Genomic DNA, 20,018 nt, shown 5'->3' on the forward strand with positions numbered 1-20,018 from the left:
ATGCCTGTTGTTGACGCTAAGTGCAAGTCACAAATTATTAACTGTAAGGCTGTCCATCAATAAATATTCGATAAAACTGCATAGATGATACCACTTATACTAATCATGCAGAAACAAAAAAGCCGCCCTAATGGACGGCTTGACTGATTTTTAAACATTATACCCAGTGATTTACCTGTTTTTCGCGAGCTTATTAAGCTCGATTAAATCAAAGGTAATTTGCGCCGTTTCATCTAAGAAAATATCAAGCTCTTCGAGCTCTTCTGGTAAATCGTCAAGTGCTTCGATCGGCTCTTTGCCCATCCTTGCTAATCGTTCGTTGGCACGCGCTAAACGCTGGGCTTTACGAGTTTCGCTTTTCTGTTTCCGCTCTTCAATATTCAGTGAAATTGATTTGTCGTCTTTTTCAGCTTTGTATTGTGCGATATCTTTCTGCAGGTATTCAAACTCAATATTAGCCTTAATCCGCTCTTGATGTAGGCCTTCTAGGTAGGCGATATCAAAAGGCGTTGTGTTAACCTGGCGGTAGTTAGCACGTGGCACCTGATCCCATACTAACGCATTTTCTTCCTTGCTCTCACCCCACTCTGCAGGGTCAATCGCAGATGGAAACGCAATATCTGGCGCTACCCCTTTGTGTTGCGTACTGCCACCATTGATTCGATAAAACTTTGCAATAGTGTATTGAATCGAACCAAGTGGTTTTTCATAAAGATCATAGACACGACCTAAGCCACGGTGCTGCTGAACAGTGCCCTTACCAAAGGTATTTTCACCAACAATGATACCGCGGTTGTAATCTTGGATCGCCGCTGAGAAAATTTCCGAAGCTGATGCACTGTAACGATCAACCATGACTGTCAGAGGCCCATCGTAGTGCACGATACCATCGCGATCAGCATTTACCGCGATGCGATCTGCGCTGTCTCTAACCTGAACAACAGGACCTTTTTCAATGAATAAGCCCGTTAATAGTGTTGCTTCCGTTAATGAACCACCACCGTTACCACGTAAGTCAACGATAATACCTTCGACATTTTCAGCTTTTAACTTTTCAATTTCATTTTTAACATCTTTTGATAAGTTATTGTAAAAGCTAGGTATTTCAATAACACCAAGTTTACGAGGCTGTCCTTCTATTGACTCGTCAATATAAACCTCAGATTTGGCCGCGCGATCTTCAAGTTTAATTTTATCGCGAACGATCGACACGGTTTTCAGGCTATCTAAACTATCTGATTCACCCGGTAAGACTTGTAACCGTACTTTGGTACCTTTGGGCCCTTTGATTAAATCAACCACATCATCTAAGCGCCAACCAATGACATCGACAAATTCATCGTCATCTTGTGAAACGCCAACGATGCGATCTTTGGGTTTTAATTGATTTGACTTATCAGCTGGGCCACCCGAAACAACACTTTGAATCACGGTATAATCATCTTCGGCACGCAACACCGCGCCAATACCTTCGAGTGATAGGTTCATTTCCATCTGGAAACGTTCAGCATTGCGCGGCGATAAATACGAGGTATGCGGTTCGACTACGCGAGAAAAGCTGTTCATCACGAGTTGATAGACATCTTCGCTTTCGCTTTGTTTTAAGCGCTTAATCGTCGATTTGTAGCGTTTCGTCAGTAGCTCTTGAATTTTCGGCCACTCTTTATCAGCTAAGGTTAAATTTAACGCATCATATTTAACTTTCTGACGCCATAACTCGTTGAGCTCTTCAGTCGTTTCTGGGTAGCTGGCATTTTCACGGTCGAAGTGATAGCGCTCTTTAACCGTAAAATCAAACGGCTTGTCAAGTAGCGTCAGTGCATATTCATAGCGCTCAACACGGCGTTGTAAATTCAAATTATAAATGTCGTAAGCTACCTGCAGTTGACCTTTGGCAATGACCGCATCAAAAGCATCGCGATATTGTTCAAAACTCGCTACGTCTGAAGCGAGAAAGATATTTTTGTTAAAGTCGAGTTGCTTGATGTAACGATCAAAAATCTGGTTAGATAACGCATCGTCAATTTTGAACTTCTTGTAGTGAGCACGCATAAACTGTGCAGTGATGCGCTTTGTCGATACAGCGTGTTGGCTCTCTGGACTGAGTACGGGCAGTTCTGCTGGTATTTGAACGTCTTTACCAAAACTAACTACTGAAACGACTGATAGAGAAACAGCGATCGCGATACGACAAAATTTATGCATGCTTCGAACTCCAACTATTATGAGAAGATATTTTCTACTTGTGTTTTGATAACCATACCAGACTGAAGTTGAACGTGTACATCGTTGCCATCCACTTCTGTAATCACGGCATCCATTGGGGCATTACCAAACTTAACCTTAACTTTAGCACCCTCTTTAACAGTAGACGAGTCGATTGGTGTTAAGTTCACTGGTTCTTGTGGCTTTTTCGCTACTCGCTTAGTTGATTTTACATTTTTGAATTTTTGTTTTTTATCGGCTACGCCTTTGTTTTTAGGCGCTTGACCTGTTTTCGCCGAGTTTTTTTGACCTTCGCTTTTTGCTTTAGTATTTTTGTTACCAAATTTTTCCTGGCTTTCTTTGAGCGTTTTTGCAGCGTAATCTGCTTGCTCTTGATCGATTTCGGCAACTTGCTCACCTAACAGATCAACGCGATGACTACCCACTTTTACCGACTTTAAGTAACGCCAGCTACTTGTATAGTGTCTTAACGCTTGACGCAAACGCGTTTTACTGACCGTTTCATCTTCAGCTAACTGCTCAGCTAAGTCTTGAAAAATACCCACTTTAAGTGGTTTAGCTGGGCCTTCAATTGAGAAACACGCAGGAAATTTCTCCACCAACAAAGCGATGATTTCTTTACTTGTGTTACGTTTGTTTTCCATAAATACTACTTACAAATTTTTAATTTAAATCTTCAAGATATTGCGAACGATTGTCTAAGACATTTTGACACCATTCATAAATATCATCTGTTTCTAGTTCTGGCAAGGCAGGTTCGCCTATCCAGTGATGCCAAATCAACTCTAATAAATTAGCAAGTTCATCTGGCGAAATATCTTCTTCAGCTAAATCATACATTGTATGATAGAACTCATTGAGCTTTTCGGCGACTAACTCTTCTTCGCCATCCCAATCGCCAACAACGGCTTCTGAGACTAAAAAGTCATGAATAACCACAAACTCTTTCATTACTTACTCAACTGTTGTTCGAATAATGCAACAATTGCTTCGAGGCCTTGTTGATCTGTTTCATCAAAACGCTCAAAAACGACACTATCGATATCTAACACAGCGACGACTTTTCCGTTTTGATGCACAGGGATGACAATTTCCGCGTTTGAAGCCGCATCGCAAGCAATATGCCCCTCAAATGCATGAACATCGGCAATGCGCTGTGTTTCATCTTTTGCCGCTGCTGTACCACAAACACCTTTACCTAAGGGGATGCGAATACACGCAACCTTACCCTGAAACGGACCAAGGATCAGCTGTTCATCAACCAAACGATAAAAACCTACCCAGTTTACACCTTCTAAACGCTCAAAAAGCAAGGCACTGATATTAGCCATATTCGCGATTGTGTCTGTTTCATCACCAATAATAGCTTGAACTTGAGCATGTAATTCTTGGTAAAAGCTCTCTTTTGTCATCAAAGTTACTATCTATAATAAAAAAGGCGCCTAACATACCTTGAAAAGCGCCTTTTTTAAAGTGTTTATCCGATTTTTCTTAATGTTCAATGGCAAAGTGAACAGAAACTTCTGCTGATAGGGTATCGCTGCCACTATAAGATTGATGAAAACGAGCAGACTCGGCTGCCATCATTCTTGGTCTGGCTTGAAAATGTGATAGCTCCTCTAACGCGATCACCCGGCCTAGTTTGCCCCCCGCACTATCTACTAACGTTTGTGCTTTACTTCTGGCATTGGCAACTGCTTGTTTTAACAACGCTTGATAAACCTCTTCGTTATCACGCGTTAAACTTTGCACAGGATCAATCCGAGTAGCGCCAATTTTTACGCTGTTATCGAGCAGTTTGTCGTAATCGCGCAAATTAGTTAAATTTATTTCTACTGTCCTACTGACAACAAACTCTACTTGTGTCATCGGGGCTTTAGTTGTCGCCACCTCAGTTTTGACTATAGTGCTTTTCGCTTGTGGTGCCGGCGCGTATACTTGATTAACGCGCTCATTAGGATTTGGATAACGGATATGGACAGATAATTGACTCGACTTAATCTGTTCAGCAGCCACGCCCAAACTTCTGGCATAATTAGTTAACGCCGTGGTTTGGCCATCAACAACCGTCTTCAGTTTACTCGCACTAATACCTCGCTGCTCAAAGCCAAAACGAATGAGAAAAGTATCAGGCGCTACACTGGTACTGGCTTTACCAACGACTTTGACACTCTCTTGGGCATATCCTGTCGAGTGAATAACTAATAAACTTGCGCATATCACTGCACCAAACCAAAGCTTTTTCATCTGTATTATCCTTATTGATTGATCTGAGCTAGAAAAGCCTGTCTTTCTGTTTCACTAGCTTGTTGCCACCAGTAAGTAAGCATAGATAATGCAGTTGGAGATTGCTTGCTTATCGCAATATTTTCTTGTTTTGATTGTTCCTGTAAAACGGGGGTTTTGGCATTGGATTGTTTTTGCTGTGCCGCGCTCGGTGTACCAACAGTTGGCGCAGTGAGTGGCGCTGTCGACGAAAGCATACTAACTTGTGAAGCAACTGGCTCGGCATCAGTGCTGGTGATAATCACTTGAGGTTGTTTTGCAAACGCTTTGCCCTCGCGTTCATTATCAAGCTCGGGGGTCGCTAGCTGGTAATCTTGATCACCATTGGCGTAAAAGCTGAATAAGAATGGCTTAGAGCGAATCGTCGCAAAGTTCTCAAAGTCTTCTTCGAAAAACTCTTGGTACTTCAATAGTAGTTTTTGTTCACCGGGTTGAATATCAAAAGTAGTATCTTTGGCAAGAAAGCCGCCATTGTGTTCTTTGCCATTAATTTCTAGGACCTTCAAGGTTTCACTCACCATTAACTGGCCAGCAATCGCTGGCGCACAGATAAAGCAAGTACTCAAGACTAAGTGCTTAAATTTGATCATGTTATGCTCAATACGTTGAATATTAATATTATCTTATGAGAACAAAAAACAAATGAAAAGTTTCATTAATACTCTACGCTTGGTAATCTTTTAAACAACCACCTCAAAGAGTTATTATCCTTTTATGAGTTCCTGCCGCTGCCCATGGTTAGATACCAGTAAACCCGATTACGTTAAATATCACGATGAAGAATGGGGAGTGCCTGTATACGATGACAAAAAAATGTTTGAGTGTTTGGTGCTAGAGTCAGCCCAAGCAGGCTTGAGTTGGTACACCATTTTGAAAAAGCGTGATGGCTATCGACAAGCGTTCGCTAATTTCGATGTCGAGCAAGTCGCTAAATTTACCGATGAAGACATCGAAGAACTAATCCAAAACCCTGCCATTGTTCGTAATCGATTAAAAATAGCAGCAACGATAAATAACGCGAAGCGCTTTATCGAAATACAGCGAGAGTTTGGCAGTTTTTGTCACTATCTCTGGGCGTTCGTTGATCACCAACCGATAGTGAATGCCATGGCTAAGCTTGATGATTATGTTGCGACTTCTGAGGTGAGCGACACGCTTGCCAAGGATATGAAAAAGCGAGGCTTTAAGTTTTTAGGTTCAACAACCTTGTACTCTCACTTGCAAGCAACCGGCTTGATCAATGATCACAGTACAAATTGTTACAGAAGAAAAGAAATTATTTGTCAATATAATGATAAAGATTCGGTTAAAATGAAAACTTAATGCTTGGTTGAATTAAACTTTTTATGTCATTATATGTCAAAGACATGAGTGGTATGATAGATTTAACCCTTGAAAAACTACTCGGTAGTCTATAAATACAAGATTAAACATTCTCAGAGGAATATTTATGCAAACAATCAATACGGCGAGTCAAAGCTCGTCAATCGAGATTAACAAGGTACTCAAGAATACCTACATGCTGTTAGGTATGACATTAGCTTGGAGTGCTGTGTGTGCTGGCATCTCTATGGCAATGAATCTGTCACCTGTGGCAGCTTTAGTGATGACTATTGTTGCTTTCGTTTTATTGTTTGTTGTTCAAAAACAGGCAGATAAAGCGAGTGGCCTAATTTGGATTTTCGCCTTTACCGGCTTAATGGGCGCATCGTTAGGGCCAATGTTAAATGCCTACGCAGGTTTGCCTAATGGCGGCTCACTCATCATGCAAGCACTTGGTGGCACTGCACTGATTTTCTTTGCGCTATCAGCATACGCATTAACCAGTAAGAAAGACTTCTCATTTATGGGTGGCTTTTTAATGGTTGGTTTGATTGTGGTTGTAGTTGCTGCGATTGCCAACATTTTCTTCCAGGTGCCTGCTGTTTCACTTGCGTTAAATGCAGCAATCATCATGATTATGTCGGGTTTAATTTTGTTCGACACGAGCCGAATTATCCACGGTGGCGAAACAAACTATATCCGCGCAACGGTTTCTTTATACCTAAACATCTACAACATTTTTGTAAGCTTATTACAATTATTAGGTGTTTTCGGTAGCGACGATTAATTTTCGTCAACATACTGTTATAATAAAAGCCTCGAATCTCGAGGCTTTTTTATTTTAAGGGGTACACTTGAAAACTATCGCCGTGATGATCACTTCATCGCCTTTATCAAATTTAACAGCAACGAGTATCGCATTAGTTGAACAGCTAGCAGCCCGGTACGATACTGAAGTTATCGGCGTGTTCTTTTATCAAGAAGGCGCACTGAATGCCAGCGCAAGCACAGCTATTCCTGCTGATGAATACCAAACAATAAAGCAATGGCAAACGCTACATCAAGCACATAGTATTCCACTGCATTTATGTATAACCGCAGCCGAAAAACGCGGACTTAGCGATGACTGGCAAGATAGCACCAATATTTTGCCGGAGTTTACCGTATCAGGGTTAGGTGAATTTGTTAGCCTCTACTCTGCTGCCGACCAAGTGATCCAGCTGTAGAGGTGATGATGGAAAAATCGATAGCCATTATTAATTCGCATGCCCCGCTCAATTCAACTCATGCCAAAGAGTCGTTAGATTTGGCATTAATTTTAGGTTCCTACGAGCAAGCCACAAGTTTGTTTTTTATCGGCGATGGCGTTTGGCAACTCATACCTCAAGCCATTAGCCAAACAGGCGCTAAGGATTTCCTAAAAACCTTAAATGCCCTTGAGTTTTATGACATTGAGCATATATACGTATGCAAAAACTCTTTATTGCAACGTCAATTATCTGAACACTTTGCGCTCGATAATGTGCAGGTGTTATCACCAGACGTGCTCGCCAACAAAGTGGCTGAATTTACCACAATATTAAAATTTTAAGGCTACATTGTGCTACACATTATCCGTCAATCTCCATTTCAACAAGACATAAGCCATGAGCTAGCTTGTTTATTAACATCACATGACGAAGTGGTGCTTATCGATGATGGGGTTTATTTTTGTCAATGCTTACATTTGCAATTATTGCTCGATAAATCAAAAACGGTATATCTTGTCCAAGAACATGCTCAAGCTCGTGGTATTAGTGCCGCTAAAGGCACCTTAGGGATAACATTTGACGAGTTATCGACACTTATTTTAGAGGCAAACAAAACGTTAACATGGCAAACATGATTGAATTTAACCAACAGACCATTGAAACTGATAAGCAAGGCTACCTGCTCGATTATACAATTTGGACACCGGCACTTGGTGAGTATATGGCTGGCCTTGATAATATTGTCTTAACGCCAGAGCATTGGGAAGTGATCAATTTTGTTAGAGCGTTTTATTTAACTTATAACACCTCTCCAGCTATTCGCGCATTAACCAAAGCGATGAAAGCTGAATTTGGTGAAGAAAAGGCAAGCTCACGCTACCTTTATCGATTGTTCAAAGAGGGGCCGGCAAAACAAGCAACAAAATATGCTGGTTTACCTAAACCAGCACGCTGTATTTAACTCAACAACTTACACTTTGATATTAACATTATTACCGCTCGAAGCTGTTGGTGCCGGCAAGCTATCTAAGCTACTCGCAGCCGCTTCGATAAGTTGAACAGCCATCTGGCCTTCAATCTCTTGTTGATTCTGTGCCTTCTTTGCAACGGCAATTTCTAAAGCATCACCTGAAGCCGTTTGCACCGCGCTTGATGAGTGGATGGTAATTGACATAAATACTTCTCCTAAAATATATCTATGTATTGTATCGGTCGTGTTTCAAATAATTTTAGTAAAAAAAAATGGGATCTAAGTGAAAAACTCAGACCCCATTGATTTAATTAGTAAACTAAATTTGAATTATTTTACTGGTAACGTAGGAACATGAACGCCGGCCATTTCGTGCATTACACGCACAACCTGGCAACTGTAACCAAATTCATTATCGTACCATACGTATAACACTGCGCGGTCTTCATCAACAATCGTTGCTTGCGAGTCAACCACACCAGCAAAACGAGAACCGACTAAGTCAGTAGAAACAATTTCAGTTGATGCAGTGTAGTCGATTTGATCTTGTAACTTCGAGTTTAACGAGATCTCACGTAAGTAGTTGTTTAAACCTTCAGCACTTGTCGCTTTCTTGAGGTTAAGGTTCATGATCGCCATTGAAACGTTCGGCGTAGGTACACGAATTGCGTTACCTGTTAATAAACCCTTCAATTCTGGTAGTGCTTTAGCTACCGCTTTAGCTGCACCAGTAGAAGTAATAACCATGTTAAGTGGTGCACTGCGACCACGACGTGGTGATTTGTGGTAGTTGTCAATCAAGTTTTGGTCATTTGTATATGAGTGAACCGTTTCAACGTGACCGTTCTTGATGCCAAACTCGTCATTGATGGCTTTTAATACTGGCGTAATCGCATTCGTTGTACAACTTGCTGCTGATACGATTTTATCTTCAGGTAAAATCATATCTTCGTTTACACCGTATACGATGTTTTTAATATCGCCTTTTGCAGGAGCAGTTAACAATACTTTCGAAACACCAGTAGATTGTAAATGCTGACCCAAACCTTCTTCGTCAGACCAAATACCTGTGTTATCGACAACTAGGGCATTGTTAATACCGTATGCTGTGTAATCAATTTCTGAAGGTGATTTAGCGTAAATCACTTTGATGAAGGCACCGTTTGCTTTGATTACATTATTTTCTTCATCGATAGAAATGCTACCGTTGAAAGCACCATGAACTGAATCGCGACGCAATAAGCTTGCACGCTTCGCTAAGTCGCCATCTTTACCGGGACGAATAACAATGGCGCGTAAACGAAGTTTTGAATTTGGACCTTCACGTTCAATCAATAAACGCGCTAGTAAACGACCAATACGACCAAAACCGTATAACACGACATCTTGTGCGCCGTTATCATCACTTGATTTTTGAATGTCTGCTAATTCTTTTTCTAAATATTGTTCAATTGATAAACCGTTCGCATCACCTTTAAATAAATAGTTGTATGCTAGTTTACCAACATCGATGCGCGCAGGCGCTAATGACATTTTGTTTAACGCTTCAACAAATGGGAAGCTCTCACGCAAACGCAACTTGCTTTCTTCGTGTAAAGCAACTGATTTATGAGCCTTAATAATATCGATAGGCGTAGCCGTTACTAATGGACGACCATATACTGAAATTTCAATACCTTTGTTACGGTATAGCTGACCAATAAGTGGTTGCATGTTTTCAGCAAATGTTTGACGCTCTTGCCAACTAGCTTGATATTCTTTTTCCGTTTGGAATGTCATTTTTTAAACCTTTATATTTAAGTCAATTGAACAGTAAGCTATTATCACTATTATTGTTATTGTTGAAATGAAAATAGTCTCAACCTCGTTGCGGCGCACATTGTAATCGAACATGAAAGATTTCTCTAGCGATTACATAAAATTTTCATTATTTAAGTGAAGCCATATGCGTTCAGTATTACCCTTGATAATTGGTGTTAGTTTTCTCTCCGGCTGTGAGCAAGGCCCAACCATAGCAACTATGTGTGCGGCCGACCCACAAATTTGCCTTGATATTCATGATGACAACTGGTGTCGGAAGGAGCGCAAAGCCCTGTTATTACATAACTATAATGTCAAACAAACTAACGATGACGCCGACAAATACAAAGAGCTACTAGCTTATGAAGATTACATTGGCTGTATGTCGCTGGCCTCGCAAATAGAACATATCAAATTAAAAGAGAAAAAGACTAATCGCGTTAACAGTCTACTTAACGCTGAACGACGCTTTGAACAATTAGCACAAAACACAAAAACATCGGACAACCCTTACCTACTCTATTTTCATTGGTCGCGGTTTCTTGATGAAGACGCGATGAACAAGTTTACCGCTATGGAAGGCAGTGCGGCATTAGAAACACCAGAGTTACAGCAGTTTTTAGCCAGTTATTACATTAAACGCGATCCAGACAAAACCCTGGGTATACTATTTCACTCATTAGAACTCACGCCCTCTGGTGCCCAGTTAAATCACGAAGTTTTTGAATCGATTGCCAACATTTTTAACGATAAAGACGAACATAAACAAACATATATCTGGTTAAAAGTACTGCAATTATACAAACCCGACGATCAGCACTTAAATCAAGCATTAATCGCTATGTATGTTGAAAAGCACGGTTTGGATATTAACTTTTTAGATACGGTTGCCACCGTCACCTTGAAGAATATTGAAGAAGGTAAATTTAAAGCACCGCAGTACTAATTATCACCTGAGAGAAAAGTCTAAAAAAACGCACTCAATGGGGTGCGTTTTTTATTATTTGAACAGTAAACTGAGTGAGTTAACACAATAGCGCTTACCCGTCGGCTTAGGGCCATCATCAAAAACATGACCTAAATGACTTTGGCAATTAGCGCATTGAATTTCAATACGTTGCATATTGTGAGAGTTGTCTTGATGATAGCTAACTTGGCCTTCGCGACTTTGCCAAAAGCTAGGCCAACCACAGCCGGCATTAAATTTAGTTGCAGAGTCAAATAATGGCTGTTCGCAGTAGGCACAATGATAGATACCGTCTAACCAATGATCATTATATTTACCCGTAAAAGGATGCTCAGTAGCCGCTAAGCGACAAATTCGGTACGCATCCTCAGAAAGCTCATTTCTATGATCTTTATCTACCATTGCTAACCCTTTTTAACCTTTATTGAAAGACTAAACCTCGATTAAACGACGTGCCTGGGTCGACCATTCAACGTGGAACTTTTTACCTGCTGGCGTATCAACACGCTCAAAAGTATGAGCGCCAAAGAAATCACGTTGCCCCTGTAATAGATTAGCAGGCAATACACCGCAACGAACCGAGTCATAGTATGACAACGACGATGAAATAGCACCAATTGGCACACCTAAAATCGTTGCATCAGCAATCGATTGACGCCAATTAAGTTGATGCTTATTGAGTTGCTCGATGAAAAATTCGTCAACCAGTAAGTTTTCAAGTTCGCTATCGCGCTCAAATGCTTCAGTGATCGACTGCAAGAATACCGCACGAATAATACAACCAGCACGCCAAATTTTGGCAATATTGGCAAAATTTAATGTCCAGTTGTACTCTTTTGCTGCCAAGCTCATTAATTGAAAACCTTGAGCGTAAGCACAGATTTTCGAACAGTAAATAGCATCGTGTAAACGATCGACATAAGCTTGTTTTTCGTCTGAAGATAATACCGGTAACTGAGGTCCCGCTAATTTAGTACTCGCTTCAACACGCAGTTTCTTAAACGATGAAATTGAACGAGCAAACACTGCCTGGGCGATGGTTGGCGCAGGGCAACCAACTTCAAGCGCACTAATAGCCGTCCACAAGCCAGTTCCTTTTTGGCCTGCTTTGTCGAGAATCAAATCAACTAATGGCGTTTGGTCATTGTTTGGCTTATGACGAAGTACTTCAACAGAGATTTCCATTAAATAACTGTCTAATGGTCCCTTGTTCCAGTTTTCAAAAATATCAGCAATTTCATCAGGGGTGTAACCAAGACCTGCGCGCAATACGTGATATGCCTCACAAATAATTTGCATGTCAGCATATTCAATACCGTTGTGTACCATTTTAACGAAGTGACCAGCACCTGCTGGGCCAATATACGCTGCACAAGGATCGCCTTTTTCAACAATTTGTCCTGGCTCAGTGCGCTCAATTGGCTTACCCGTTTTAGGATCAACTTTAGCGGCAATGGCTTCCCAAATAGGTTTTATACGTGTCCATGCATACGGAGAACCACTAGGCATTAGTGCTGGACCAAAGCGGGCACCGGTTTCACCACCTGAAACCGCTGAAGAGAACAAAATAAAATTGTTTTTATATTTCTTTTCTCTCTCCACGGTATCAACCCATAAGCTGTTGCCTGTATCTATAACGATATCATCAGGTTGGATACCCGCTCCAATCAAACTCTCACAAACGTGATCTACTGGCGCTCCGGCTGGTACTGATAACACAATGGTATGTGGCGCTTTTAAACGAGAAAATAACTCAGTGTATGAGCTACAACCAACAACACGCGGACTGCCCGACTTATTTTCTAATGCATCTTGGGCGATCGCATCATTAACTTTATCTGTACTGAGATCAAAAGCAGCAACGGTATAGCCATTGTCAGCAAGGTTCAATACTAGGTTTTTACCCATAACACCTAAGCCAATAAAGCCGATATCACACGTCATATTTTCTGTTGTCATGTAAGTGTCCGAATTGTAAATATTTGGGCAAAGTACGATTGAACTAGCTCAATTATAGTTGCACTTAATACCCCTTAAAAAATTGCAGGCATTTTATCATGCACAGCTAAAATTAATACACTAAAATCAATATTTCCTGCGGAAAATGCCGCTATATTTGTGTAAACATTCGCAACACCAAAGGCGCAAATGTAATAAAAACACGTTTTAGTCGCTTTTTATGTTGAAAAAATCTGAATTTGATGTAATTTTACTACAAAAGATATTTTGCCGAATAATAGCAATTAGGAATAAACATGACAGTTAGAATAGGTATCAACGGTTTCGGACGCATTGGTCGTTTTGTATTTAGAGAAGCTTTTTCACGAGATAATGTCGAAGTTGTTGGCATTAACGATTTAATTGATGTTGATTACATGGCTTACATGCTTAAATATGACTCTACTCACGGTCGTTTTAATGGCAGCGTAGAGGTAGTAGACGGTAATCTAGTGGTAAATGGAAAAACCGTTAGGGTGACGAGTGAACGTGACCCAGCTAACTTGAAGTGGAATGAGATTGACGCCCAGGTAGTTGTTGAATCAACAGGGTTATTTTTGACCGATGAAAGCGCACGCAAACACATTGAAGCGGGCGCGCATAAAGTCGTCATGTCCGCGCCATCGAAAGATACTACGCCTATGTTTGTGATGGGAGTAAATGAAGACACCTATGCCGGCCAAGATATCGTCTCTAATGCTTCTTGTACGACAAACTGTTTAGCGCCAGTAGCGAAAGTATTAAATGATCGCTGGGGCATTAAAGATGGTTTGATGACCACCGTACACGCAACCACGGCAACACAAAAAACGGTAGATGCGCCGTCGGCTAAAGATTGGCGTGGTGGCCGTGGTGCATCGCAAAATATTATTCCATCATCAACAGGTGCGGCAAAAGCCGTCGGTAAAGTTATCCCTGAATTAAATGGCAAACTTACCGGGATGGCATTTCGGGTACCAACACCTAATGTGTCGGTTGTAGATTTAACGGTTAACCTTTGCTCACCAGCGAGTTACGACGAAATTTGTCAAGCCATGAAAGAAGCCGCCGAAGGCGATTTAAAGGGTATTTTAGGCTACACAGAAGATGCGGTTGTTTCGAACGACTTTATTGGTGAGCGTTGTACATCTGTCTTTGATGCTACCGCGGGTATCGCGCTAACTGACACCTTTGTTAAAGTAGTCACTTGGTACGACAATGAGATTGGCTATTCAAACAAAGTGCTTGATTTAGTTAACCACATCAGCAAGTAATTCACCTCAAAGGTTACTGCCTTATAGACATGTATTTTAGTCGCCGCGTGTTGTAATTTGTGCACCGGCGACACTATATAAATAAAACTACCGATAAAACGACAAGACAATAAACAAGCCAAAGCATACTAGATGTAGCATTTCGCTCATTGTCCTGCCGCTTGGCGATTGCCCTCTTCTTGACAATAAATATAACGGCTCAACGTCGACACTACATACAGGTAAACAGTACTGCTTAAAAAGCAACGACTATTTCTGTATACAAGTTGTTATAACATTTATCCGCAGTCTTTTTACAATTCTCTTACAGTTTTTTCTTATCGTTTAATCGATACTTCACCTATCAAAATTAACTAATCAACTTATCAACAAATTACAGGTGAATATTATGACTTTAGATAAAAAAGCGTTCATTGAAAAAATCCAAAAAGATGCACAATCTCTACAAAACAGCTTTGAAGCATTTAAAGCAAATGTAGAGAACAACGCAGAAAAGTCAAAAGAGAATGTCGATGAAAAAATTGCCGCGTTAAAAGTGTCAATTAAAGAGCAGGAAGCGAAAGCAAAGCAGTTACAACAAGATATTGAAAACTGGGCTGCTGATAAAAAAGAGCACACTCAAGAAACTATCTCATCATGGAAAAAGAAGCGCGAAATTGCCAAGCTTGATCGCAGAGCAGAAAAAGCACAAAAGCACGCAGCTCACTGTGTTGAGCGCGCAGTTGTTCACGTTGTTGCCGCTGAGTACGCACTTTTAGAAGCTATTTCTGCAACAATTGAAGCAGAAGAAGCACGCGAAGAAGCGACAGAGCAAGAAGCTACTCAAGAAACTGCATCAGCGTAAATTTCGCCTAGCAGGTGATAGTTATTATTGCCTAATAGCTATCCCAATCTAAGCATTACATCTGCTAGCATGCATGATATCCCCTGTAACATGACAGGGGATGCCTTTTCTTCATTAACCTGACTATTGATTTAACGATGATAGTTGTTATCGACAATAAACGGGCTTAATTCGCTCAACAAATGGTAAGTCTTGCTTCGTTACCGGCCCTTCGCCTAACCACATAAGAAATTGCTCGGTCATATCGACTTTACCACCCGACGTCATCTGGCTTTGCATGAGTTTGACTTGTACAGCCAAGCGCTGATCAAGATACTCATTTGGTGATTCAACGCCAGCCAATATTTCAATTGCCAACGTCGCGTCACTGCGGTCAGTGATTTCGCTACTGTTTTGATTATCTAACAATTTTCGTTGCCATTTCAGTGGTAGTTGCGCAAAGCTCCCGTGTTGATCAATGGCTCCATCTTTATCAATCGCTTGCGCTATGACATCGAAAATTGCTTGCCATTGTCGTAGCTGCTTTGCTTCAGCTAGCTGGCTTATTTTACCACTGACTGACGCTATACACTGATCGATTTGCTTTGCTAAACCTTTGGTGGTTGCAGGTAGATCTGATTTAAGTGTCAATAACTGCTGGTTAATTGCCTTTAACGATTTAACATCATTAGCAAGCTGAGCTTGTTCTTCCAAGGCTAATAAACTTGCTTTCACTGTCTCAAGCGCTTGGTTGTTTTCTTGATTTTGCGCTGACTTAACTGCATCTCGCTTAGCAAATAATTGATCGTTAACCTGACGAAACGCTTGCCAAAGTTTGTTTTCTTGATGCTTACCAGCGAAACCTATGGTTTTCCACTCGGCCTGTAGCTGCTTAATTTGATTAGAGGCCGCAAAGACATCGTCAAGCGCTAATAAACGGTTTGCCGTTTCAATTAATGTTAACTTTTGCTGCTTGTGCTCACTGTGTTGCTGATTAATGGCAGCAGTAATTGGCGAACAAGCTTTGCGATAGCGTTCAATTAATTCGTTATAGCGTTTTCTTGCAACCTCACCGGCTGATTGCCACTGTTTCTTTAATAGATTAAAACGCTGTTCTAGATCTTTTAGCGGCAACTGAACTGATTGCTCAGCCAAGGCGTTTAACTCAGCGATAATATCCTCGCGTTGTTTAACATGCTCATCTCGTTGTTTTTCTTGTTGGGCAAAAAACTCTCGACACGGTGAAAAAGCTTGTTCGCAAGCTTCGTTAAATGCATCGTTAAGCAACTTCTCTTGCTCTTCTTCGGCGTGACCTAAACTGTTCCACATTTTGCGATATTGTTTAACAAGATTCGCTTGCTGAGTTAAGTCGTCTTTCGGTGTTGTGGCAATTTCAGTGATTTGTGCCAGTAACTCTTGTTTTTTTGGCGTTGCCACATAGTGTTCCCAGTCAGCCAATTCTGCGATCTTTTCACTAACTTGCTCATGATCACGATTAAGTTTTACTTGATTAGCCGGGCTTAATTGATCAAATAGTGATTTGGCGTGTTTATAAACACCAAAGGAGGCATTGTATTTTCCCAAGCGAATTAACCGCTTTACATCGGCATACTTCTTGGCACACTGACCAAAGAGTTTCTTTTGCTCTTGCTCAAATGGCGCTAAAGCATTTTGCCATTGGCCGTTAATTTCTTGATAGGCTGACTTAAGTGACTGTGGTAGTACACCTGCGCTTCGCTTTTCTGCCGCTTTCCAATCTTTCAACCAACTAGCAAAAGTTTGTTGTTTATCAACATATTGCTCCATGGTCGTTGGTACGGCTAATTGCGCAATGCGCGCTATGAGATGTGTAGCCTCACTCACCGATTGTGCTATCACCGGAATCTTGCCGAGCTTTTTGCGTTCCCTATCTAATTGCTGTGAATAACCTTGTTTAGCTTGATCATCAATCAATGCTTGGTCAATCAATTGTTGCAAAGTATCACAGGCTTGGTTGATTTGCGTTTCATCGAGATCGTTGGTCTCAAAAATTGCATTTGCAATTGATTGGTCAATAGCGCTGAGCTGTTGCTCAATTTCTCGCTTTTGTTGCTGCTTTTGGGCTTTTAGCTGCTCAGCAATTTGTTGTTGTTGGTAAGCCTCAGCTTGTATTGCAAACACTTTATCGAGCTGGACGATAATATTGTGATACTTCTCTTTATTTAACGCCTGTTCAGCCTCGGGTAAATACGTTAATTCAGCAGAGATTTGCTGCCACTTAGCATCTAATTGCTGACGTTTTTCCAACATTTGCTGATAATCGTTTTGCTCTTTAAGCGCGAGTAACATAGACAAGGTTAACTGAGCTTCTTTGCGCACTTGCTCGGGTTTTTCTTTTGCCACTCTAATGTTACTTAGTTTTGCTTCAATCGCCTTACACACCGTTTGGTCATTTGCTTTTTTTAAACACTTTTCGAGTTGATTGAGCTCATCGATTTCTTCAATGATCCTAAGCTGTAACTTGCTCGAATGAGCATTAGTAAAGGCTGTATAGAGAAAGCTTGGTTTGTTTAAACGCTCAAATAATGCTGTTTGGACATTTTCATCATGCTCTAACGCATACCAACTTTCGATCAGTGAGGACTTTTTCGTGAGACTAAGTATCCGAAGTTTTTGTTCTGCACTGGTCTCATTTAAATGTGACAACAAAGATTTTTCTATTTCATTTAGTGCTAATTGGCGAATCGCCGAAGCGCTATCATCAAGATTTTGCCAATATAACGGCATACTTTTTAGCTTTTTAAAAGCTGCAATGCGCACAGTATCACTGGGATCAGTTTGGGCAATTGAAACAAGGACTTCCCTATCCTGCTCATCTGTTTGGTCAAGCTCCTTTTTAACCGCCTCTAGACGAATGGTTTCGTCTTTATGTTGCCATTTTGCTCTAAAAAACGTGGAAAAGATCATAGATCAGAAAACCTAGCAATATTATTTTTATCAGAAAACTGTGCTTTTAATTCGCGTTTTGTTTTTTCAACGATCCGGCCATCAGCGCCGATCGATAGCATTTCATCACTGTTTAAATGTTTTGCTTGATAAGCCATAACAATTTGTAATGCAGAGTCTCGTTGTGCCTGATCAACTTGAGTACCTTCAGGCCAGCGGCCAGTTTCTGCACAATGTTTTAGCCTTAAGTACATGTCTTGTGACATGTTTTCAACAAGATCTAATACGTTCATAATTCTTTACTAGTTCTCTTAAAAATAATCAAACGAATGCGGGTAATAATGTAGCTAAAAAAACCAATGACACAGACGATCATCGATAACAAATACTGCCATGACGTTTGATTGTTGTCGTACCAAAATATACCAAGAAATCCAGCACAAAATAGTAACATAGCAATAAACGATTGATTTAATAATGTTTGTGCTCTTTGAATACGGTTAACTTTGCGAATATGTGATAGGCGATCACCGGTTGCATTAGCGATTTCCAAACCGCAATGACTACAGGTTGGCGCTTTATCGGAGATCTTTTTACTGCACGCAGGGCAATTTATAACAGCCATGGCTTACCTCAAAAATATGTTTTGCGTATTCTACAAAAAAAAACGCCCATATAGGGCGTTTTTTTATGAAAAATAAGTTTATTTATTTTTCTTTGCGCTCTTGCCATAAATCAGCATTTTTAATGCCTAATTTTTCTGGATCAAAGGTGAAGTGCTCAACACCTTCTTTTTGTTGACGCTCGTAATCTTTTAATGCCGTTAATGCCGGTTTAGCGACGAAGAAGATGATTAAAATACCAATAATATTTAACCAAGCCATCATCCCAACACCTACATCACCTAAGCCCCATGCAATATCAGCGGCTTTAACGGTACCGTAGAAGGTTGCCGCCATAATCACCACCTTTAACAAGAACGTTAAAATTGGGAAATTGAAGGTACGCTTAATGTAAGCAACATTATTCTCTGCGATAAAGTAATACGCAAGAATCGTTGTAAACGCAAAGAAGAACAACGCTAATGCGATGAATGGCTTACCTACGCCAGTTAATACGCTGTCTACTGCAATCTGAGTAAATGCAGGGCTGTTTGCAGCGACATCTGCCGCAACATTCTTAACAATAAATGATTCACCCGCAGCATGAACGTTGTATGAATCTGTGATCAAGATAATAAATGCTGTTGCAGAACAAACAAATAGGGTATCAATATAAACAGAGAATGCTTGGACTAAACCTTGTTGCGACGGGTGTTCTACCTCTGCCGCTGCCGCTGCATGAGGACCCGTACCCTGACCAGCTTCATTTGAATAAACACCGCGTTTCACACCCCAACCAATTGCAGCACCAACACCAGCCATCGGTGAGAATGCATCATTGATGATCATCATTACAACACCTGGTAATTTATCAATATGAAGTGCAATAACAACGAATGCGATAATGATATATGCTAGCGCCATAAATGGTACAACAACTTGAGTAAAACTAGCGATACGCTTAACACCACCAAAGATAATAAAGCCGAGTAACAAGACAATAAACGATGCGGTGTAAATTTTTGCTGAGCTAATTTGGCCTAGCGCTGTGTCGATCATCGTACCTGAGCCAAATGCCATTTCGACCGCATTACCAATTGAGTTGGATTGCACTGTAGGCAATAACACACCACAAGCGATTACTGTGGCAATAGCAAATATCCATGCATACCATTTTTGGCCTAATGCTTTTTCAATATAATAAGCTGGACCACCACGGTATAAACCATCGTGCTCTTCTTTATAGATTTGCGCGTTTGTTGATTCGATATAAGCCGTTGCTGCGCCAAAAAACGCCACAATCCACATCCAAAACACAGCCCCAGGACCACCAAAACCAATAGCCGCTGCAACACCTGCAATATTACCTGTACCAACACGACCCGATAATGAAACCGCCAATGCTTGGAAAGATGAGATACCTTGATCAGAGCTTTTACCAGAAAGTAATAGTCGCCACATTTCACGGAAGTGACGAATTTGCACAAATCTTGTGACGATCGAAAAGAAAATACCAGCGCCCAAACACAAATAAATCAGTGCTGGGCTCCAAATAACGTCATTCAATGACTGAACTAGTTCTAACACAAATACTC

At 40.8% G+C, this 20,018-nt stretch carries 23 protein-coding genes; 9 read left to right on the forward strand and 14 right to left on the reverse strand.

The genetic code is table 11. The features are described from left to right. Positions 1–171: 171 nt before the first annotated feature. The 6 genes from prc to LP316_RS11890 form a co-directional block, all read right to left on the reverse strand. Positions 172–2,205, reverse strand: coding sequence for a carboxy terminal-processing peptidase (prc, locus tag LP316_RS11865; RefSeq protein WP_193021372.1), 2,034 nt, complete (start codon positions 2,203–2,205; stop codon positions 172–174). 17 nt (positions 2,206–2,222) lie between these two features. Then, positions 2,223–2,870, reverse strand: coding sequence for an RNA chaperone ProQ (gene proQ, locus LP316_RS11870; RefSeq protein ID WP_193021373.1), 648 nt, complete (start codon positions 2,868–2,870; stop codon positions 2,223–2,225). Positions 2,871–2,889: 19 nt separating this feature from the next. After that, the gene (locus tag LP316_RS11875; RefSeq protein ID WP_193021374.1) at positions 2,890–3,177 is read right to left on the reverse strand and encodes a hypothetical protein; all 288 of its coding nucleotides are present in this window, start codon (positions 3,175–3,177) and stop codon (positions 2,890–2,892) included. Continuing rightward, a complete protein-coding gene (locus tag LP316_RS11880; RefSeq protein ID WP_193021375.1) occupies positions 3,177–3,638 on the reverse strand; it encodes a GAF domain-containing protein in 462 nt (153 codons plus the stop codon). Before LP316_RS11880 ends, LP316_RS11875 begins: the two co-directional genes overlap by 1 nt. 79 nt (positions 3,639–3,717) lie before the next feature. Next, the gene (locus LP316_RS11885; RefSeq protein ID WP_193021376.1) at positions 3,718–4,473 is read right to left on the reverse strand and encodes an SIMPL domain-containing protein; all 756 of its coding nucleotides are present in this window, start codon (positions 4,471–4,473) and stop codon (positions 3,718–3,720) included. Between the two features lie 11 nt (positions 4,474–4,484). Beyond that, on the reverse strand, positions 4,485–5,102 hold the full coding sequence (locus LP316_RS11890) for a DUF2057 family protein (RefSeq protein ID WP_193021377.1): 618 nt from the start codon (positions 5,100–5,102) through the stop codon (positions 4,485–4,487). Positions 5,103–5,226: 124 nt separating this feature from the next. Between LP316_RS11890 and LP316_RS11895 the strand changes: the two genes are divergently transcribed. The 6 genes from LP316_RS11895 (at position 5,227) to LP316_RS11920 (ending at position 8,046) form a co-directional block, all read left to right on the forward strand. Then, complete coding sequence (locus LP316_RS11895) at positions 5,227–5,835, forward strand: DNA-3-methyladenine glycosylase I (RefSeq protein ID WP_193021378.1); 609 nt, start codon at positions 5,227–5,229, stop codon at positions 5,833–5,835. Between the two features lie 127 nt (positions 5,836–5,962). Continuing rightward, on the forward strand, positions 5,963–6,622 hold the full coding sequence (locus tag LP316_RS11900; protein WP_193021379.1) for a Bax inhibitor-1/YccA family protein: 660 nt from the start codon (positions 5,963–5,965) through the stop codon (positions 6,620–6,622). A 67-nt stretch (positions 6,623–6,689) separates the two neighbouring features. After that, entirely contained in the window at positions 6,690–7,061 is a 372-nt protein-coding gene (tusD, locus tag LP316_RS11905; RefSeq protein WP_193021380.1) for a sulfurtransferase complex subunit TusD, read from the forward strand. Between the two features lie 8 nt (positions 7,062–7,069). Continuing rightward, positions 7,070–7,426, forward strand: a complete 357-nt coding sequence (tusC, locus tag LP316_RS11910; RefSeq protein ID WP_226960736.1) for a sulfurtransferase complex subunit TusC — start codon at positions 7,070–7,072, stop codon at positions 7,424–7,426. A 9-nt stretch (positions 7,427–7,435) separates the two neighbouring features. Continuing rightward, positions 7,436–7,720 (forward strand): sulfurtransferase complex subunit TusB, encoded by a 285-nt coding sequence (tusB, locus tag LP316_RS11915; RefSeq protein ID WP_193021382.1) that lies wholly within the window; start codon positions 7,436–7,438, stop codon positions 7,718–7,720. Further along, positions 7,717–8,046, forward strand: a complete 330-nt coding sequence (locus tag LP316_RS11920; protein WP_193023892.1) for a TusE/DsrC/DsvC family sulfur relay protein — start codon at positions 7,717–7,719, stop codon at positions 8,044–8,046. Before tusB ends, LP316_RS11920 begins: the two co-directional genes overlap by 4 nt. Before the next feature lie 9 nt (positions 8,047–8,055). Here the strand turns inward: LP316_RS11920 and LP316_RS11925 are convergent, their stop codons facing one another. Together LP316_RS11925 and LP316_RS11930 are read right to left on the reverse strand one after the other, a co-directional pair. Continuing rightward, the gene (locus LP316_RS11925) at positions 8,056–8,259 is read right to left on the reverse strand and encodes a hypothetical protein (protein ID WP_193021383.1); all 204 of its coding nucleotides are present in this window, start codon (positions 8,257–8,259) and stop codon (positions 8,056–8,058) included. Positions 8,260–8,385: 126 nt separating this feature from the next. Further along, positions 8,386–9,834, reverse strand: a complete 1,449-nt coding sequence (locus LP316_RS11930; protein ID WP_193021384.1) for a glyceraldehyde-3-phosphate dehydrogenase — start codon at positions 9,832–9,834, stop codon at positions 8,386–8,388. Positions 9,835–10,000: 166 nt separating this feature from the next. Between LP316_RS11930 and LP316_RS11935 the strand changes: the two genes are divergently transcribed. Continuing rightward, a complete protein-coding gene (locus LP316_RS11935; RefSeq protein ID WP_193021385.1) occupies positions 10,001–10,801 on the forward strand; it encodes a DUF2989 domain-containing protein in 801 nt (266 codons plus the stop codon). A 54-nt stretch (positions 10,802–10,855) separates the two neighbouring features. Here the strand turns inward: LP316_RS11935 and msrB are convergent, their stop codons facing one another. Further along, positions 10,856–11,224, reverse strand: a complete 369-nt coding sequence (gene msrB, locus LP316_RS11940; RefSeq protein WP_193021386.1) for a peptide-methionine (R)-S-oxide reductase MsrB — start codon at positions 11,222–11,224, stop codon at positions 10,856–10,858. A gap of 30 nt (positions 11,225–11,254) precedes the next feature. Beyond that, positions 11,255–12,781 carry an NADP-dependent phosphogluconate dehydrogenase gene (gndA, locus tag LP316_RS11945; RefSeq protein ID WP_193021387.1) on the reverse strand — a complete coding sequence of 509 codons (1,527 nt, stop codon included), beginning with the start codon at positions 12,779–12,781 and terminating at the stop codon, positions 11,255–11,257. A gap of 296 nt (positions 12,782–13,077) precedes the next feature. Between gndA and gap the strand changes: the two genes are divergently transcribed. Next, complete coding sequence (gene gap, locus LP316_RS11950) at positions 13,078–14,073, forward strand: type I glyceraldehyde-3-phosphate dehydrogenase (RefSeq protein WP_193021388.1); 996 nt, start codon at positions 13,078–13,080, stop codon at positions 14,071–14,073. 388 nt (positions 14,074–14,461) lie between these two features. Next, entirely contained in the window at positions 14,462–14,917 is a 456-nt protein-coding gene (locus tag LP316_RS11955; RefSeq protein WP_193021389.1) for a hypothetical protein, read from the forward strand. Positions 14,918–15,064: 147 nt separating this feature from the next. On the opposite strand, the gene LP316_RS11960 is transcribed toward LP316_RS11955, so the two are convergent. The 4 genes from LP316_RS11960 to LP316_RS11975 all read right to left on the reverse strand — a co-directional run bounded on the left by LP316_RS11960 (position 15,065) and on the right by LP316_RS11975 (position 20,010). Next, a complete protein-coding gene (locus LP316_RS11960; protein WP_193021390.1) occupies positions 15,065–17,842 on the reverse strand; it encodes a DUF349 domain-containing protein in 2,778 nt (925 codons plus the stop codon). Beyond that, entirely contained in the window at positions 17,839–18,114 is a 276-nt protein-coding gene (locus tag LP316_RS11965; protein ID WP_193021391.1) for a YeaC family protein, read from the reverse strand. The genes LP316_RS11960 and LP316_RS11965 overlap by 4 nt, the downstream gene beginning before the upstream one ends. Further along, positions 18,111–18,446 (reverse strand): hypothetical protein, encoded by a 336-nt coding sequence (locus LP316_RS11970; RefSeq protein ID WP_193021392.1) that lies wholly within the window; start codon positions 18,444–18,446, stop codon positions 18,111–18,113. Before LP316_RS11970 ends, LP316_RS11965 begins: the two co-directional genes overlap by 4 nt. A gap of 82 nt (positions 18,447–18,528) precedes the next feature. Then, positions 18,529–20,010, reverse strand: coding sequence for an alanine/glycine:cation symporter family protein (locus tag LP316_RS11975; protein WP_193021393.1), 1,482 nt, complete (start codon positions 20,008–20,010; stop codon positions 18,529–18,531). Positions 20,011–20,018 lie beyond the last annotated feature (8 nt).

The organism is Thalassotalea sp. LPB0316 (genome assembly GCF_014898095.1).
In the GTDB taxonomy this organism is placed as follows: domain Bacteria; phylum Pseudomonadota; class Gammaproteobacteria; order Enterobacterales; family Alteromonadaceae; genus Thalassotalea_G.

Coding starts and splice junctions, on each gene's coding strand:
- prc (WP_193021372.1), bottom strand. CDS start 2,205: ATGCATAAATTTTGTCGTATCGCGATCGCTGTTTCTCTATCAGTCGTT.
- proQ (WP_193021373.1), bottom strand. CDS start 2,870: ATGGAAAACAAACGTAACACAAGTAAAGAAATCATCGCTTTGTTGGTG.
- LP316_RS11875 (WP_193021374.1), bottom strand. CDS start 3,177: ATGAAAGAGTTTGTGGTTATTCATGACTTTTTAGTCTCAGAAGCCGTT.
- LP316_RS11880 (WP_193021375.1), bottom strand. CDS start 3,638: ATGACAAAAGAGAGCTTTTACCAAGAATTACATGCTCAAGTTCAAGCT.
- LP316_RS11885 (WP_193021376.1), bottom strand. CDS start 4,473: ATGAAAAAGCTTTGGTTTGGTGCAGTGATATGCGCAAGTTTATTAGTT.
- LP316_RS11890 (WP_193021377.1), bottom strand. CDS start 5,102: ATGATCAAATTTAAGCACTTAGTCTTGAGTACTTGCTTTATCTGTGCG.
- LP316_RS11895 (WP_193021378.1), top strand. CDS start 5,227: ATGAGTTCCTGCCGCTGCCCATGGTTAGATACCAGTAAACCCGATTAC.
- LP316_RS11900 (WP_193021379.1), top strand. CDS start 5,963: ATGCAAACAATCAATACGGCGAGTCAAAGCTCGTCAATCGAGATTAAC.
- tusC (WP_226960736.1), top strand. CDS start 7,070: ATGGAAAAATCGATAGCCATTATTAATTCGCATGCCCCGCTCAATTCA.
- LP316_RS11920 (WP_193023892.1), top strand. CDS start 7,717: ATGATTGAATTTAACCAACAGACCATTGAAACTGATAAGCAAGGCTAC.
- LP316_RS11925 (WP_193021383.1), bottom strand. CDS start 8,259: ATGTCAATTACCATCCACTCATCAAGCGCGGTGCAAACGGCTTCAGGT.
- LP316_RS11930 (WP_193021384.1), bottom strand. CDS start 9,834: ATGACATTCCAAACGGAAAAAGAATATCAAGCTAGTTGGCAAGAGCGT.
- LP316_RS11935 (WP_193021385.1), top strand. CDS start 10,001: ATGCGTTCAGTATTACCCTTGATAATTGGTGTTAGTTTTCTCTCCGGC.
- msrB (WP_193021386.1), bottom strand. CDS start 11,224: ATGGTAGATAAAGATCATAGAAATGAGCTTTCTGAGGATGCGTACCGA.
- gndA (WP_193021387.1), bottom strand. CDS start 12,781: ATGACAACAGAAAATATGACGTGTGATATCGGCTTTATTGGCTTAGGT.
- gap (WP_193021388.1), top strand. CDS start 13,078: ATGACAGTTAGAATAGGTATCAACGGTTTCGGACGCATTGGTCGTTTT.
- LP316_RS11955 (WP_193021389.1), top strand. CDS start 14,462: ATGACTTTAGATAAAAAAGCGTTCATTGAAAAAATCCAAAAAGATGCA.
- LP316_RS11960 (WP_193021390.1), bottom strand. CDS start 17,842: ATGATCTTTTCCACGTTTTTTAGAGCAAAATGGCAACATAAAGACGAA.
- LP316_RS11965 (WP_193021391.1), bottom strand. CDS start 18,114: ATGAACGTATTAGATCTTGTTGAAAACATGTCACAAGACATGTACTTA.
- LP316_RS11970 (WP_193021392.1), bottom strand. CDS start 18,446: ATGGCTGTTATAAATTGCCCTGCGTGCAGTAAAAAGATCTCCGATAAA.